Annotated in this window: 15 protein-coding genes; 4 read left to right on the plus strand and 11 right to left on the minus strand. The window is 64.0% G+C overall.

All coding sequences use genetic code 11. The features are described from left to right. The 6 genes from ASN89_RS03770 to ASN89_RS03795 all read right to left on the minus strand — a co-directional run bounded on the left by ASN89_RS03770 (position 1) and on the right by ASN89_RS03795 (position 5,667). Positions 1 to 1,245 carry an ABC transporter substrate-binding protein gene (locus tag ASN89_RS03770; RefSeq protein WP_035822077.1) on the minus strand — a complete coding sequence of 415 codons (1,245 nt, stop codon included), beginning with the start codon at positions 1,243 to 1,245 and terminating at the stop codon, positions 1 to 3. A gap of 17 nt (positions 1,246 to 1,262) precedes the next feature. Next, positions 1,263 to 2,057 (minus strand): ABC transporter ATP-binding protein, encoded by a 795-nt coding sequence (locus ASN89_RS03775; protein ID WP_058048318.1) that lies wholly within the window; start codon positions 2,055 to 2,057, stop codon positions 1,263 to 1,265. Next, positions 2,054 to 3,139, minus strand: a complete 1,086-nt coding sequence (locus ASN89_RS03780; protein WP_058048319.1) for an acyl-CoA dehydrogenase family protein — start codon at positions 3,137 to 3,139, stop codon at positions 2,054 to 2,056. Before ASN89_RS03780 ends, ASN89_RS03775 begins: the two co-directional genes overlap by 4 nt. A 1-nt stretch (position 3,140) precedes the next feature. Then, positions 3,141 to 3,695: a carboxymuconolactone decarboxylase family protein gene (locus tag ASN89_RS03785; RefSeq protein ID WP_058048320.1), complete on the minus strand. Its 555-nt coding sequence runs from the start codon at positions 3,693 to 3,695 to the stop codon at positions 3,141 to 3,143. 118 nt (positions 3,696 to 3,813) lie between these two features. Continuing rightward, complete coding sequence (locus tag ASN89_RS03790; RefSeq protein WP_058048321.1) at positions 3,814 to 4,734, minus strand: AraC family transcriptional regulator; 921 nt, start codon at positions 4,732 to 4,734, stop codon at positions 3,814 to 3,816. 93 nt (positions 4,735 to 4,827) lie between these two features. After that, positions 4,828 to 5,667 carry a symmetrical bis(5'-nucleosyl)-tetraphosphatase gene (locus ASN89_RS03795; RefSeq protein WP_058048322.1) on the minus strand — a complete coding sequence of 280 codons (840 nt, stop codon included), beginning with the start codon at positions 5,665 to 5,667 and terminating at the stop codon, positions 4,828 to 4,830. A gap of 430 nt (positions 5,668 to 6,097) precedes the next feature. Here ASN89_RS03795 and ASN89_RS03800 point away from each other — a divergent pair, with 430 nt between their 5' ends. The 4 genes from ASN89_RS03800 to waaA all read left to right on the plus strand — a co-directional run bounded on the left by ASN89_RS03800 (position 6,098) and on the right by waaA (position 10,213). Next, the gene (locus ASN89_RS03800) at positions 6,098 to 6,406 is read left to right on the plus strand and encodes an H-NS family nucleoid-associated regulatory protein (protein WP_046684208.1); all 309 of its coding nucleotides are present in this window, start codon (positions 6,098 to 6,100) and stop codon (positions 6,404 to 6,406) included. A gap of 104 nt (positions 6,407 to 6,510) precedes the next feature. Next, positions 6,511 to 7,893: a phosphomannomutase/phosphoglucomutase gene (locus ASN89_RS03805; RefSeq protein WP_058048323.1), complete on the plus strand. Its 1,383-nt coding sequence runs from the start codon at positions 6,511 to 6,513 to the stop codon at positions 7,891 to 7,893. Positions 7,894 to 7,897: 4 nt separating this feature from the next. Next, complete coding sequence (gene waaC, locus ASN89_RS03810; RefSeq protein WP_058048324.1) at positions 7,898 to 8,920, plus strand: lipopolysaccharide heptosyltransferase I; 1,023 nt, start codon at positions 7,898 to 7,900, stop codon at positions 8,918 to 8,920. An 18-nt stretch (positions 8,921 to 8,938) separates the two neighbouring features. After that, entirely contained in the window at positions 8,939 to 10,213 is a 1,275-nt protein-coding gene (gene waaA, locus ASN89_RS03815) for a lipid IV(A) 3-deoxy-D-manno-octulosonic acid transferase (RefSeq protein ID WP_058048325.1), read from the plus strand. A gap of 1 nt (position 10,214) precedes the next feature. On the opposite strand, the gene ASN89_RS03820 is transcribed toward waaA, so the two are convergent. From ASN89_RS03820 to glyS, 5 genes are all read right to left on the minus strand, one after another. Next, the gene (locus tag ASN89_RS03820; RefSeq protein WP_058048326.1) at positions 10,215 to 11,606 is read right to left on the minus strand and encodes a hypothetical protein; all 1,392 of its coding nucleotides are present in this window, start codon (positions 11,604 to 11,606) and stop codon (positions 10,215 to 10,217) included. Between the two features lie 64 nt (positions 11,607 to 11,670). Beyond that, the gene (locus tag ASN89_RS03825; protein WP_058048327.1) at positions 11,671 to 12,585 is read right to left on the minus strand and encodes a M48 family metallopeptidase; all 915 of its coding nucleotides are present in this window, start codon (positions 12,583 to 12,585) and stop codon (positions 11,671 to 11,673) included. 44 nt (positions 12,586 to 12,629) lie between these two features. Then, positions 12,630 to 13,370, minus strand: a complete 741-nt coding sequence (locus ASN89_RS03830; protein ID WP_034746739.1) for a lysophospholipid acyltransferase family protein — start codon at positions 13,368 to 13,370, stop codon at positions 12,630 to 12,632. A gap of 16 nt (positions 13,371 to 13,386) precedes the next feature. Then, a complete protein-coding gene (gene gmhB, locus ASN89_RS03835) occupies positions 13,387 to 13,974 on the minus strand; it encodes a D-glycero-beta-D-manno-heptose 1,7-bisphosphate 7-phosphatase (protein ID WP_058048328.1) in 588 nt (195 codons plus the stop codon). Then, complete coding sequence (gene glyS / locus ASN89_RS03840) at positions 13,974 to 16,076, minus strand: glycine--tRNA ligase subunit beta (protein WP_058048329.1); 2,103 nt, start codon at positions 16,074 to 16,076, stop codon at positions 13,974 to 13,976. Before glyS ends, gmhB begins: the two co-directional genes overlap by 1 nt. Positions 16,077 to 16,108: the final 32 nt, after the last annotated feature.

Raw genomic sequence — 16,108 nt, forward strand, 5'->3', positions numbered from 1 at the left:
TCAGACCGCCACGGTTTCGCTGCGCAGCAGGTTGGCCGGCAAGCCGAAAGCGGCCGGACCGCCGACCGCCGTGATGGCCTTGCGCACGAAGCGGTCATCGACCAGGTCGCGCGCGGCGAATTTCGGATCGAGGTTGGCCAGGAAGCGCGTGTCGCCCTCGACCTTGGTGCGGCCGATGGCGCGCACCAGTTCTTCCGTGTACGAAGCGAACGGATACGGCTGGAAGTCGATGCGGCGCTGCTGCCAGTTCTTGTGCACGATCAGGCCCTGCTTTTCATAGCCGGCGTAATCGGTGGTGGCCAGCACCTTGGTCAGCACTTGCAGCGGATGCGGCGTGTAGCGGTGCTCGCCCACGTTCGACAGCAGTTTGGCCGTGTCGACCTGGTTCGAGCGCGTCCACAACTGCGCCTTGACGATGGCGTTGGTGACCTTTTGCGCCCATTCGGGACGCGTGTTGATGTCGCGCTCGGACAGGAAGGTGACGCAGCACGCATGGTTTTTCCACACGTCGCCCGAGAAGCGCAGGATCTTGCCGATGCCGGCGTTTTCCGCCGCCGCATTGAACGGTTCGGCCACGATGTAGCCGGCAATCGACTTGCTGGCCAGCGCCGAGACCATTTCAGCCGGCGCCAGCACGATCAGGTTGACTTCATTCGGCTTGATGGCCGCGTTGCGCGCGCGCGTGACCGGCGTCAAGCCGTTGGAGGACAGGATTTGCTGCAGCAGGATGTTGTGGATCGAGTACCAGAACGGGATCGCGACCGTGCGTCCGCCCAGGTCGGAAACCTTGTTGATCTCGTTGGCCACCGTCAGCGCGGAACCGTTGACGTGGTTCCAGGCGACGACCTTCGCCGGGAATTTGGCGCCGTAGCGCACCCACAGCGTGGCCGGCGACAGCAAATGAATCACGTTGACCTGGCCGGCGACGAACGCTTCGATGATTTGCGCCCAGCTGCGGAACAGCCGCGGCGTTTCCGCCTGCAAGCCTTCCGCTTCGAACAGCTTGCGGGCGTGGGCGACGAGCAGCGGGGTGGCGTCGGTGATGGGCAGGTAGCCGATTTTGACGGGCTGGTCGTCGCCTTTCGGGCCTTGCTGGGCCATGGCGTCGCCGGCGAACAGCAGGGGCGAGGCAACGCTGGCCGTGGCCAGGGCCGACATGCGCAGGAAGTCGCGCCGCGTCAGGCCGCAGTCGCAATCGGACGAGGCGCAGATGTGCAGGGGTTTGTTGTGGTCTTCGAATGTCATGGGAATGTTCCGGTCGATTAAATGTGAGCGAAGGCGGGTGCTTGATCCTGCGTTTGCAGCGCCTGCAGGGCGTCGAGGATGTCCATTTTCAGGGCGATCACCTCGGCGCTGTGGCCGATGCGTGGCTGTTCGATGGCGACGGGCCATTCGCGCACGATGTTGCCCGGCTTGCCGCCCATGAGCAAGATGCGGTCGGCCACGAGGATCGCTTCGTCGATATCGTGCGTGACGAGCAGCACGGCCGTGTGCCAGCGGTGCACTACGTCGACCAGCAACGACTGCATCTCGGCGCGCGTGATGGCATCAAGGGCGGAAAACGGTTCGTCGGCGAACAGCAGTTCCGGTTCGCGCGCCAGCGCGCGGGCCAGGGCCACGCGCTGCGCCATGCCGCCCGACAGCGCGGACGGATACAGTTTTTCGTGTCCTTTCAAACCGACCGCTTCGATGGCTTGCTCCACGCGCGCCTGGTGCGCCTCGCGCGTGAGCTTGGGCTGGTGCTTGAAGTCCAGGCCGAAGCCGGCGTTGCCCGTGACGTTCAGCCAGGGCAAGAGGCTGGCCTGCTGGAAGACAAGGGCGCTGCGCGGGTCCGGTTCGCGCATGGGAGCGTCGAGGAACTGGATCTCGCCCGTGGACGGCGGCTGCAAGCCGGCCAGCACGCGCAGCAGGCTCGATTTGCCGCAGCCGCTGCCGCCCAGCAGGCAGACGATTTCGCGCTTGCGCACGCCCAGCGAGATGTGCTGGAACACGGGCGCGGCACCAGCATACGAGAAGCTCAGATCCTGCGCCTGCAAGGCCCAATCGGCAACGCTCATGCCTGCGCTCCCGCCGCCTTGGCTGCCTGCTGGCTGTCGAACAGCTGCAAGGCCGATTGCAACTGCGTCAGGCTGGGGGTGACTATGGGGATGAACGACGATTCGCGCCAGCGACGGGCAAAGCCCTGCTGTTCGGCGTTCAGGTAGGCGCGCCCGCCCATGGCTTGCAGCTCCAGCATCAGCGCCTGCTGCAGCACGTCGGCCAGCTGTATGCGCAAGCGGAACATGGCCGGTGCTTCTTTTTTGAAGCGGCCATCGTGCACGCCGGCCAGCAGGGTAGCGACGGCTACCTCCAGGGTGGCTTGCAGCGCTGCGATGCGTGGCGTGAGCTGGTTGCGCGAGCCGGCGGAAATTTGCGCCGCCTTTGCCAGGCTGGCGCGCGCCAGGCCGATCGACAGGCCGCACTGCATGCCGAGGAAAGCCGGGCGTACTTGCGGCAACCAGGCGGGCGCATTGTCGCTGATGATGTCGGTGGCGGGGATGTGCACCTGCGCCAGCTTGACGGAGGCCGTATTGCTGCCGCGCAGGGCGATCAGGTCCAGGTCGTCGCTGCGCTTGACGCCTTCCGTGCCGCTGTCGAAGGCGATGATGACGGGCGGTGCGCCGTCGTCCGGCGCCACGGCCGCTGCCGCGACAAAGCCCGCCTTGCGCAAGTTCGTCACCCACGCAAGTCCGCCGTCGACGAGTAAGCCGTCGCCGTGGCGCGCGCCCGTGATTTGCAGCTGTTCGATGCCTGACAAGAATTTCATGGCGTTCGACAAACCGCTGGCGCCGGCCTGCGTGCCAGCCAGCAGGCCGGGCAAGCGGCGCTCGGCTAGCGCGCGGTTCTCGCTTTGCAGCAGGAATTCGATGAAGCAGCGCTGGCCCCAGAAGACAAAGGCGGCCGTCACGGATTCTTCGGCCACCCTGGCGATGGCCTCGATGGTGTCGCGCACGTCGCCGCCCGCGCCGCCATGTTCCTGCGGCACGCCGATGGCCAGCAGCTTGTCGCCGGCCAGCGCCGGTAATACGGTTTCAGCCAGTTCCGACGATTGGTCGAGCTGGTCGGCATGCATGTGCAGCCAGTGATTGAGGCGGCCCATGTCAGACGGCGCCAGGCAGGTAGGGCGTCAATTGCGGATTGACTGGCGTGTCGGCCAGGCTGTTGGAGAAATTGCACAAGGTGGCCAGGCTGATGCCGAGCACGACTTCCAGCGCCTGCTGCTCGTTGTAGCCGGCGGCCAGAAAGGCTTGATATTCGCTGTCGCTGACGGCGCCGCGCGTGGCGATGACGGTCGTGGCGAAGGTGGCGACGGCGTCGAGCTTCGCATCGCCCGTCGGCTGGCCGTGCTGCAGGGCGCGCACCGTGTCCGGCGTCTGGCCCGCTTTTTTCAGCGAGATGGCGCTATGGCCGGCGATGCAGAAATCGCAGCCGTGGATGCGCGCGGCCGTGATCTGCACCACTTCGCGTTCCATTAACGTCAGGCTGGCGCGCGCATTGATGCCGGAGACGGTCAGATAGGTTTCCAGGGCCAGCGGGGCATTGGCCAGCACGCCGATCAGATTGGGCAGGAAGCCATTGTTGGCGATGGCCTTTTCCACGAAGGGGCGGCTATCGGCCGGGGCGGTATCGAGAGTGTGCAGCGTCAGACGGGACATGGGGTACCTTGCTAAGTTGGTAAGTCACCCGGCCATTATATCGGCCATGCCGTGCACGCAACAGACGTCAGCGTCGTCCTTTTGTGCTCGTTCGTCTTTGATTTCGCAAACCTTGATCTCAGTTTGCCAGCTGCCGCAATCGCTGGTCGCGCCGGTAGGCGCCCGGCTGCTCGCCCGTGACCCGCTTGAAGGCGCGCGTGAAGGCGGCGTGCGAGCGGTAACCCACCAGTTCGGCCGCGCGTTCGACGGAAACGCCGTCGTGCAGGCGGCGTGCGGCGATCTTCATGCGCAGCAGGAGCAGGAACTGGGCTGGCGAATGGCCGCTGGCGCTGGCGAAATGCTTGCAGAAGCTGGCGCGCGACATGCAGGCCGCCTTGGCCATGTTCTCGATCGACCAGTCGTCGGCGGGTGCATCGAGCATGCGTTCGAGCAGCGGTGAAAACGCGGGCTGGTGCAGCAGCGACAGCAGGCCGGCCGCCACCTGCTCGCCCTGCGCCACATGGCGGATCAGGTAAAAGAACAGCAGTTCGACCAGCCGCGAGGTCAAAGGCGACGGCTGCTCCGGATCGCCGCCCGCTTCCGCCAGGATCAGGTCGAACAGCGCGGCAGCGGCGCTGAAGGCGGGCGCATCGCCGCGTATCAGCAGATACGGCGGGAACGAGTCGACGATCAGGGCGGAGAGGGCGCCGCGAAATTGAAAGAAGCCGCAGGCCAGCGCCGTCGCCGGCTGCTCCGTGGGCGTTTGCAGCGGCAGCATCGCCTGCGCGCTGACCGCCTGCAGCGGATCGCTGTGGGGACTGAGGAAGTGCGGCAGGTCGCGCAGCAGGAAGACGCCATCGCGCGGGCCGAGCGCAATGGGCGCCGCGCCATCGAGGTGCAGATAGCAGTGGCCATCGAGCACCAGGTGGAAGCTGCCCAATTCCCGGCCCGCCGTGGAAGCGCGCCAGCGGCCGCAGTACTGGCCCACATGCAGGACGGCGGTGTCGAGTTCCAGGCTGCCGAGCAGCCAGCGCGCCAGTCGGTCGGTATCAGGATGCATGGGGTCGCAAAGGCAAAAGCTTCATCATACGGGCCAGGCGCGGCAAGGCCAACGACCGATTTCGACTAAGCATATACGCATGATGGCTGCCATTTACCGCTTGCCGCTGTGCTGCTGGAACGTGGGGCAGTCGACTTGCAGCAGCGAGCGGTCTTCCAGGCACACGGCCGACAGTTTCCCGCCCCACACGCAGCCGCTATCGAGCCCGATCAGGTGCGGCCGCAACTGCAGGCCCAGCGCCGACCAGTGGCCGAAGACGATGGTGTTGCCGGCGCTGCGCCGGCCTGGTACGTCGAACCAGGGCAGCAGGCCGGAGCCGGGCGGCGGGCTGCCGCTTTCCTTCATCTTGAAGTCCATCACGCCGTCCGGCGTGCAAAAGCGCAGCCGCGTCATGGCGTTGACGATGCAGCGCAGCCGGTCGGCGCCCTGCAGGTCGTCGCGCCAGGCGGCCGGCTCGTTGCCGTACATGGTGCGCAGGAAGGCCACCCAATCATCGCTGCGCAGCATGCTGGACACCTCCCCGCTCAGGGACAGGGCCTGGGCCGTGCTCCATTGCGGCAGCAAGCCCGCATGCACGAGCACATGGCCGTCGTGTTCCAGTGCCAGTGGTCGCTGGCGCAGCCAGTTGATCAACTCCTCGCGGTCAGGGGCATCGAGGATTTCGGCGAGGGTGTCGGATGCATGCTCGGGCCGGATGCCGTTGGCCACGGCCAGCAAGTGCAAGTCATGGTTGCCCAGGACGCTGTCGGCCAGGCCTTGCCGCGCCAGAGAATAAATGTGGCGCAGGGTGGCCAGCGAGGCCGGGCCGCGATTGATCAAGTCGCCCGCGAACAGCAGGCGGTACGGGCCATCCGCTGCCGCCCGGATCCGTTCGATCAGTTCGACGGTTTGTGCATGGCAGCCTTGCAGATCGCCGATAAAATAAGTTTTCATATATGCCGGGGTGAAGTGGACTACGCGCCTGCATTATAAGCATGCCTGCCCTTTGGCGTTGGATGCATTGCCGGCAGGTGCCCGATTGCGCACATGGCCGGCTGGAAGAAAAAACGCTGCCGATTATGTTGTATGGGGATTTAATTGATCTGCATTTTTCGTTGTCATATATCGGTCATAATCCGCCGGTACGGCTGACGGAATGAATAAGCGCACTACACCAGCCTTGCTGAAATGCAATTTCATCCATGTTTATTCAATTTTCCACGCGCTTCCGGCATATTCTTCATTTAATCTTAATGCGGGGCCGATAAATAAGCCGGAGGCGTGATTCAATTGGCGATAGATTATGCAATGGTGCGCAAATATTTATACAATGTAGTATATTCCACGTGATTTTATTATTTAAATTAATATAAAGGATGTACCAATGGATCTGTCAACAATGACGATGCTGGAATTGCGCAAACTGGACGATAATGTCAAACAGGAATTGGACAGCCGCGAGCGCGAAGACTTGAACAAGGCGCGCGAACAGATCATGGCCATCGCGCAGCAGGCGGGCATTCCGCTGAAACAGCTGATACTCGATGGTTTGCACCCGCGCACGGGCAAAGTCGCGGTACGTTACCGCCATCCTGACAATACCTCTGAACAATGGACAGGCCGCGGCCGCCAGCCGCTGTGGGTCAGGCAGTGGGTGGAATCGGGCAAGTCGATCGATCTGCTGCGCGTATAATTCGGTATACTCTTGGCGCAGTAGCAAGCTGTCAGCCGCGGGCGGCACCTTGCCAGGCACCTTATTTATTCCCTTATTCGTCCCTTACTTATACCGCTCACACCATGCTTCCATTGTCCAGAACGATCTTCAAGGCCTACGATATTCGCGGCATCATCGCTAAAACCCTCGATGCCAGCGTGGCCCACAAGATCGGCCAGGCATTTGGCCAGGCCGCCCTGGCCAAGGGCGAGCAGCGGGCCGTGATCGGCCGCGATGGCCGCCTGTCGGGACCGGAATTGACGGCGGCGCTGGCGCAGGGCCTGCAGGCGGCAGGCGTCGACGTGATCGACCTGGGCGTGGTGGCTACGCCGATGGTTTACTTCGGTACGAATGTGCTCGATACGCGCTCCGGCATCATGGTCACGGGCAGCCACAATCCACCCGACTACAACGGCTTCAAGATGGTGCTGGCCGGCGAAGCGATCCACGGCGAAGCGATCCAGGCGCTGTACCACAGCATCGTCGCGCACGACGGCAGCGCCAGCAGCACGCCAGGCAGCTATGCCACGCACGATATCCGCGCCGCCTACCTCGAACGTATCCTGGGTGACGTCAAGCTGGCGCGCCCGATCAAGATCGCCGTCGATTGCGGCAATGGCGTGGCCGGCGCATTTGCGGGCGACCTGTTCCGCGGCATGGGCTGCGACGTCATCGAACTGTTCTGCGAAGTCGATGGCAACTTCCCGAACCACCATCCGGATCCGGCGCATCCGGAAAACCTGCAAGACCTGATCCGCTGCCTGGCCGAGACGGATGCGGAAATCGGTATCGCCTTCGATGGCGACGGCGACCGCCTGGGCGTGGTCACCAAGGATGGCCAGATCATCTACCCTGACCGCCAGATGATGCTGTTTGCTGCCGACGTGCTGACCCGCCACCCTGGCGCGCAGATTTTGTACGACGTCAAATGCACGCGCCACCTGGCGCCGTGGATCAGCAAGCATGGCGGCGTGCCGCTGATGTACAAGACGGGCCACTCGCTGGTGAAAGCCAAGCTGCGTGAAACGGGTGCACCGCTGGGCGGCGAAATGAGCGGCCATATCTTCTTCAAGGACCGCTGGTACGGTTTCGACGACGGCATGTATTCGGCCGCGCGCCTGCTGGAAATCCTCACGCGCGAAGCGGATCCGTCAAGCCTGCTGAACTCCCTGCCGCAGTCCGACAGCACGCCGGAACTGCACCTGGAACTGAAGGAAGGCGAAAACGTCGCGCTGATGGACATGCTGCGCCGCGACGCCGTCTTCCCTGGCAATGAACAGATCATCACCATCGACGGCTTGCGCGTGGAATACGCGGACGGCTTCGGCCTGGCTCGCTCGTCGAACACGACGCCGGTGATCGTCATGCGCTTCGAGGCGGAAACGCCGGAAGCCCTGGCACGCATCCAGGGTCAGTTCAAGAGCGTGATCCTGGCCGCCAAGCCTGACGCCGTCCTGCCGTTCTGACAGCATGGCCGGTCAACCTGGCGCACAGGCGCCCTTGAAAATCCTGCTGGTGCGGGTGTCTTCGCTGGGCGACGTGCTGCATAACCTGCCGATGGTGGCGGACATCGCCCGCCATTTCCCGAACGCGACCATCGATTGGGTGGTCGAAGAGGGCTACACGAGCCTGGTGCGCCTGAACCCGCGCGTGAATACGATCTTTCCGTTCGCGCTGCGGCGCTGGCGCAAGAGCCTGGGCAAGAAGGAGACGCGCGCGGAAATCGCCGCCTTCTTCCGCAGCCTGCGCCAGACGCGCTACGATTACGTGTTCGATACCCAGGGCTTGCTCAAGACGGGCATCATCATGGGCGCCGCGCGCCTGGCGTCGGGCGGACAGAAGGTTGGCCTGGCCAATGGCAGCGAAGGCTCCGGCTACGAAGGCATCTCGCGCATTTTTCACACGAAAAGCATCCCCCTCGATCCGCGCACGCATGCGGTAGCGCGCGGCCGCCTGGTGGCTGGCGCGGCACTCGGCTACACGGTCGACACGCCTGCCGATTTCGGCTTGCCGGAAGTATCAAGCAGCGAGCCGCGCCCGGACTGGATGGGCGATGCGCCCTACTGCGTGTATTTCCACGGCACGGCGCGCGACGCCAAGAAGTGGGCACCGGAAAACTGGATCGCGCTGGGCCAGGCGCTCGCTCCCATGCCGATTCTGCTGCCCTGGGGGTCGCCCAAGGAAAAGGCGGAAGCCGAACAACTGGCGGCCGGCCTGCCGAACGCGCGCGTGCTGCCAAAGCTGTCGATGGGCGACGCGACCCTGCTGGCGCGCCACGCGGCGCTGGTGGTCGGCGTCGACACGGGCCTGACGCACATCGCCGCCGCCTTTGTGCGCCCGACGGTGGAAATCTATGCCGATTCGCCGCTGTGGAAAACGGAAGGCAACTGGTCGCCGAAAATCATCAACCTGGGCGACAAGGGCGCGCCGCCCGGCGTGCCGGAAGTGCTGGCCGCGGCACGGCGCCTGCTGGCAGACTATCCTCCCGCCTGACTTTAATATTCAATAAACATGCGACTTCTTTATACCCCCGCCTGGTGGCTGGCCTTGCCCCTGGTGCTGGCACGGCTGTGGCTACGCGGCCGCCAGGAACCCGGTTACCGCCAGCACTGGGGCGAGCGCCTGGGCTTTTACGGCCGCCAGCCGGCATCTGCCACGGACACCATCTGGCTGCACGCCGTCTCTGTCGGAGAGACGCGCGCGGCCGAGCCGCTGGTCGATGCGCTGCTGGCCGCCTGGCCCGATTGCCGCATCGTCCTCACGCACATGACGCCGACGGGGCGCGCGACAGGTAAATCCCTGTTCGCCAAGCATGGCGCGCGCCTCGTGCAAAGCTATCTGCCCTACGACACGGGCGCCATGCCGGCCCGTTTCATCCGCCATTTCACGCCGCGTATCTGCATCCTGATGGAGACGGAAGTGTGGCCGAACCTGATCCACCAATGCAATCGCTACAAAGTGCCCGTGGTGCTGGCCAATGCGCGTCTGTCGCAGCGTTCGCTGGGCAAGGCGCAGCGCCTGGGTAAACTGATTGCGGACGCGGCGCGCGGCATCACCCTGGTGGCGGCGCAGACGCAGGACGACGCCGATCGGGTGCGCCAGCTGGGCGTGCGCGACGTGGTCGTCACGGGCAGTATCAAGTTCGACGTCGTCGTGCCCGAGGCGGCACTGGCGACGGGGGCTGCGCTGCGCAGCGCCATCGGCCAGCGTCCCGTGCTGCTGTGCGCCAGCACGCGCGAAGGGGAAGAACAGCTGATCCTCGATGCCTATGCCCGCGCCAGCTTGCCCGCGAATGCGCTGCTAGTGATCGTGCCGCGCCATCCGCAGCGCTTCGACGAGGTGGAAAAATTGATCGCGGCGCAGGGCCTGGCCGTGCAGCGCAGATCCAGCCTGGCGCAGGACGATGCCGTTGCTGCGGGCACGCAAGTGCTGCTGGGCGACTCGATGGGCGAGATGTTTGCGTATTACGCGGCCTGCGATTGCGCTTTCGTCGGCGGCAGCCTGCTGCCGCTGGGCGGACAAAACCTGATCGAGCCGGCGGCCCTGGGCAAGCCCGTGCTGATCGGCCCCCACACCTTCAATTTTGCACTGGTGACCGAGCAGGCGATTGCCGCCGGCGGCGCCGCGCTGGTGGCGGACGCCGATGCGCTGATGGCGCAGGGGGCGGCCTTGCTGCAGGATCCGGCGCGTTTATCTTCCATGGGACAGCGGGCGCTGGCGTTTGCCAACCAGCACCGGGGTGCCACGCCGCGTACTATCGCTGCCATCCAACCTCTGCTGCGATAGTTTAGTGCTGCGGGGTCTTGGCAGGAGTCAACTGATGCAGTGCCAGTTCATGCGTGAGCAACGTGCTGTATTGCTCGTCGTGCACTGTCAACAGCGCGCGCAGCGCTGCTTGTGCGCGCTCTTGTGACAGAAGGTCATGCTGTTGACCATTCGGCTCACCGGTAATGCGGTGAGCATCCCTGATCCAACGCAGCAGTTCATGGTCCAGGTACGTCTGGGGTGGCCCGTGTGGTGCGTGCGCCAGGGCCAGGTGCGCGATGGTCGCGAGCCATTGCCACTTGCTGCCGGAAGCGTAGCGTAGTAGCAGATAATGCTCCCCCCTCGCTTCCAGCAAGGGGCGCAGTGTGGCGAAGGGAATGAACGCACCCTGACGCGATACCATTTGGCAGGCAAATTTCTGCATGCCTGGCGCTACGTCGCCTGCAGCTTGCAGGGCGATCGCGTCTTTATCGGATGGCGCCGCCTTGAGCCAGGCGTTGTAGGCAGCCAGGCGCACGGATGGCAGCTTTGACTGCGTAAAGGCACGAATCAGCTCAAGATCTTCTGGCGCGCGCAGGCTGCCCAGCGACAGCAGGCTGACACGAATGGCCTGCGTGTTCGATGCCGGATTGGCCAGAATGGCGCGGTAGCTGATGCGTACATCCTCTCCCATTGTTTGAAGGCAGGCGACGGCCAGGTAGCGTACCGACGCTTGGGCATCCAACAGGCTTGCCAACGCCAGCGCGCGCATGTCCTGGCCGCCAGGCGCTTGCGTCAGCGACAATAACGCACTGGTACGTATCCGGCCGAAAGGCGACAACATCGCCTTGAGGTATAGCGCCGTTTGTACGTCGGGTGCGGTGCTGGCGCACAGCCTTAGTGCTTGCGTTGCCAGCACCGTATCTCCGCGCGTGGCAAGCGCCATACCGATGTATTGTGCTCGGTCGCCCAGGCCGTACTGGTGCAGCATGTAGAAGCAGCTCCTGGCGACGTGGACGTTCTTGCCACAGACGCCATCGAGCAAGTCTTGCACGCTCAGCAGTTCAAGTACGGTGCGTTCAAAGTGCTGCAGCCAGTCCGCATGGTCGCTCCTGCTCATTTCACGCAGGCGCAGAACGTTCGGTAGTATCTGCAATAACTGGGGGACTGGCGCCAGTGGCAATAGGCGCTGCATGGTGACACGCGCTGCATGGCGCACGGCAGGCACCCAGTCATTGAGGCGCACGATGACCAAGGGCAGCATGTCTGTCCTGTCCAGAGCGGCACAGCGTTCCAGCGCGGCCTGTCGTTCATAGCCGGAATAATGGTTCAGTTCATCTTCCAGCGAGGGCTGGTCACTGGGCGCTGCGGGCAATGACTGGCTTGCTGGCGCGGTGGCCGCCCTGGCGCCAAACAGCATCTTGAAAATATTCATGGACGAAATGGGCAGGATGGAGCATCCAGTATCCCATGCCTACGGCGCAGGCGGTCGTGCCGTCTTATTGGAACAAGACGGGCAACTCCTGCGAACGCTTTCTGAGCGCCTGCTTGGCCCCATCGTAATCGGGATAAATCGATTCCACGGTGGCCCAGAAGCGGGGGCTGTGGTTCATTTCCAGCAGGTGCGACAGCTCGTGCGCCACCACGTAGTCGATCAGCGGCAGGGCGAAGTGGATCAAACGCCAGTTCAGGCGGATCTTGCGCTCGATGGTGCAACTGCCCCAGCGCGTGCCGGCTGACGACAGCGACAGCGAGTCGTACTGCACGCCCAGCTTGTCCGCATATACGTCCAGGCGCGCCTCGAACAGCTGGCGCGCTTCGTGCTGGAACCAGCCCTTCACTTTTTCCTTCAATTGCTGCTCGCTGCCCGTGGGCGTGACCCATACGTGCAGTTCATTCGTCTCGCGCTGGAAGCTGGCGCGGTGGCGCGGCGCCTGGTGCAATCGCAAGGTGATCTCGCCGCCGAGGTAGGGCAGCACGGCGCCGTCGACCCAGGCCACGGGCGGGCGCTGCTGGCGCTGTACCTTGCGCTCGCCCCGTTCCAGCAGTTTCGAAACGATCCAGCTTTGCTTGGCGCGGATGGCGTTGTCGATCTCGGCCAGGGTGACGCGTTTGGGGGCCGTGACGCGCAAGCCGTTATCGTCGATCATGAAGCCGATGGAACGGCGCGTGGAGCGGCGCAGCGCGAATTCGACGAGGTGGCTGCCCAGCTGCAGCTGGCGCAGTGGCGGACCATCGGCGGTGCGTGGCGGGGAAGGCAGGGCAGGGCGAACGATGGGCGGCGCGGGCGCCACTACCGGTGGCGCCACGGGCGGCGCTGGCGGTGCCGTGGGGCGCACCGCCGGGGGCGTGCTGGTCGAGACGTCATGCGCGAACAAATCCAGTTGCTGGTCGCCGACCTTGATGGTCTTCATCTGCTGGCGCAGTGTCGGCTCCTGGATGACCGCGCTGATGCCGTCTAGCCAGCGTTGTAGGCGTGAGGCGAAATGACGCGCATTTCTGATTCTATCCAATTTTCCACCTGTTGCATCATGCTGTCCGGGGTTTGCCCTTCCGGCGAAATCGGTTTGCCTATCGAGACGGTGATCAGCCCCGGGCGTTTGAGGAATGACTGCTTGGGCCAGCACTCGCCTGAATTGTGCGCAATCGGCACCACCACGGCGCCCGTGGCAATGGCCAGACGCGTGCCGCCGCTCTTGTACTTGCCCGCCTGGCCCACGGGAATGCGGGTCCCTTCAGGGAACATGATAATCCATTGGCCATCAGCCAGGCGGCGCTTGCCATGTGCGACGACGCTCTTGAACGCATGCTTGCCCTGCTTGCGGTCGATGGGGATCATGCGCAGCAGCGCCATGGCCCAGCCGAAGAAGGGGATGTACAAAATCTCCTTCTTGAATACATACACGAGCGGACGTGGCAGGCTGGGAAGCAAGAAGATGGTTTCCCATGCCGACTGGTGCTTCGACAGCACGATGGCCGGCGCGTCGGGGAAATTCTCGGCGCCCTTGACTTCATAGCGGATGCCGCAAATGACCTTGGCGCACCACAGGATAAACACGTTCCAGCGCGAGGTGACCCAATAACGCTTGTTGTAGCTCAATGGCGCGGCAAAAAAGCACACGCAGGCCCAGACGATAGTGGCCACGATCATGATGATCATGAACAGCAGGGATCGCAGGAACAGGGAAATATTACGCAATGCGGTTCTCCGAAGATTAGATACTGAATGCCACGGTGGGCGCTGGTGCCGCTGGCGCCTTGAGCAGGTGGCTGACCACGGCGGCCAGGTCGGGGAAGACCTGGGTACCCGGCGGCAGGCCACCCGTCTCGTTGGTTTTTTCGCCCTTGCCCGTCAATACCAGGTAGGGCACGCAGCCGCTGATGAAACCGGCCTGCAGGTCGCGCAGCGAATCGCCAACAGTCGGCACGCCTTTCAGGCTGGTGTTGTAGCGCTGCGAAATTTCATGGAACATGCCCGGTTTCGGCTTGCGGCAGTCGCAATTATCCGCGCCCGCATGCGGGCAAAAGAAGATGGCGTCGATATCGGCGCCCACCTGCTGCGCCAGCGTGTGCATCTTCTGGTGGATCGCGTTCAGCACCGTCATGTCGAAGTATTCGCGTGCGATGCCCGACTGGTTCGAGGCGATGACGACGCGATAGCCGGCCTGGTTCAGGCGGGCGATCGCTTCGAGCGAGCCGGGGATCGGCAGCCATTCGGCCGGCGACTTGATGAAGTCCGGCGAGTCATGATTAATGACGCCGTCGCGGTCGAGAATAATCAGTTTCAGCGCCGGAGTACCCATTATGCCGCCAGCTTGGAAATGTCGGCCACGCGGTTCATCATGCCGTGCAGGGACGACAGCAAGGCCAGGCGGTTGTTGCGCAAGGCGACATCCTCGGCCATCACCATCACGTCATTGAAGAAGCCATCGACGTCGTCGCGCAGCTGCGCCAGGGTTTGCAGGGTGCTGGTGAAGTCGCCCTTGGCAAAGGCCGCGTCGACTTCCGGCTGCACGCGCGAGACGGCGGCGGCCAGTTTTTTCTCCGCTTCGTCCTGCAGCAGCGCCACGTTGACGCCGCCGGCGGCGACCTGGCTCACGGCTTCCTCGTTCTTTTTCAGGATGTTCGTGATGCGCTTGTTGGCAGCTGCCAGCGAGGCGCTTTCCGGCAAGGCGGCAAACGCCTGCACGGCTTCCAGGCGCTGCACGATGTCGTCCAGGCGGTCCGGATTCTGTGCCACGACGGCTTCGATTTCATTCGGCGAGAAACCGCGCTCGCGCAGGATGCCGCGCAGGCGGTCCAGCATGAAGGTGGTGACATCCGCCACCGGGTCCTTGAAGCCGGGCACCGATGCGAACTGCGCGGCCGCATCCGCCAGCAAGCCCTGGATCGACAATGGCAGGCGTTTTTCCAGCAGCATGCGCAGCACGCCCAGCGCGTGGCGGCGCAGCGCGAACGGATCTTTGTCGCCCGTTGGCGCCAGGCCGATGGCCCAGATGCCGACCAGGGTTTCGAGCTTGTCGGCCAGGGCCACGGCGGTGCCGGTGGCGGTCGACGGCAGGCTGTCGCCGGCAAAGCGCGGCTGGTAGTGTTCGGAGGCGGCCAGCGCCACTTCTTCCGCTTCGCCGTCATGGCGCGCGTAATACGTGCCCATGATGCCTTGCAGTTCGGGGAATTCGCCCACCATGTCGGTCAGCAAATCGGCCTTGGCCAGCAGTGCGCCGCGTTCGGCCAGGGTCACCTCATATTGCAGCTTGGCGGCGATGGCGCCGGCCAGCGATTTGACGCGCTCTGTGCGGGCAGCCTGCGTACCCAGCTTGTTGTGGTAGACGACGTTGGCCAGCAGCGGCAGACGCGATGCCAGGGTTTTCTTCTTGTCCTGCTCGAAGAAGAACTTGGCGTCGGACAGGCGCGGGCGCACGACGCGCTCGTTGCCGCCGATGATGTGCTCGGGCGTGTCCGTCTCGATGTTCGAGACGATCAGGAAGCGCGAGCGCAGCTTGCCTTCGCTGTCCGTCAGCGCAAAATATTTCTGGTTCGTTTGCATGGTGAGGATCAGGCATTCCTGCGGCACGGCCAGGAATTCCTCCTCGAAGTGGCATTCATACACGACCGGCCATTCGACCAGGGCCGTGACTTCGTCGAGCAGCGCTTCGGGCATCAGCACCTGGTCGGCGCCGGCCTTGTCCAGCAACTGGGCGCGGATGCGTTCCTTGCGTTCCTCGTTGCTGGCGATGACGCTGGCGTTGAGGATCAGCGAGGGCGCATAGTTTTCCGCGTGCGCGATGGTGATCGGTTCGCCATCGGTGAGGAAACGGTGGCCCAGGGTGGTGCGGCCGGCCGTCAAGCCCAGCAGGGTCAGGGGCAGGATATTGATGCCGTGCAGGGCGATCAGGCTGTGGGCTGGACGCACGAATTGCACGGTGGTGCCGTCCGGGCGCTGATAGCTCATCAGCTTTGGTATCGGCAGCTTGGCGGCCGACTCGGTCAAGGCCGCTTGCGCGCCGGCGGCGAGCTGGCTGCCTGGCGCCGTGTACGTATAGAAGAAGCTTTCAGCCTTGCCGTCGACGGCGCGTTCCAGCTCGGCCACCGTCAGGTCGGGGAAGCCCAGCGCGGCCAGTTTCTTGGCCAGCGGCGGCGTGCCGTTGCCGTTCGCATCCAGCGCGACGGAGACGGGCAAGACTTTTTCGCGGATCGATTTATCGGGTGAGACTTCGCGCACGTTGGTGATGGAGACGGCCAGGCGGCGCGGCGAGGCGTAGCTGGTGGCGACGCTGTCGGCTTCGAGGAAGTCGCGCGCTTTCAGACCGTTGACGATGCCGGCCGTGAAGGCGGCGCCCAGTTTGGCCAGCGCTTTCGGCGGCAGTTCTTCGGTCAGCAGTTCGATGAGCAGTGTTTGGTTCATGGTGTTCTTGTCTGGTACGGCGGTGTATGAGC

The organism is Janthinobacterium sp. Ant5-2-1, assembly GCF_001445815.1.
GTDB classification, from domain to species: Bacteria; Pseudomonadota; Gammaproteobacteria; order Burkholderiales; family Burkholderiaceae_D; genus Janthinobacterium; species Janthinobacterium lividum_E.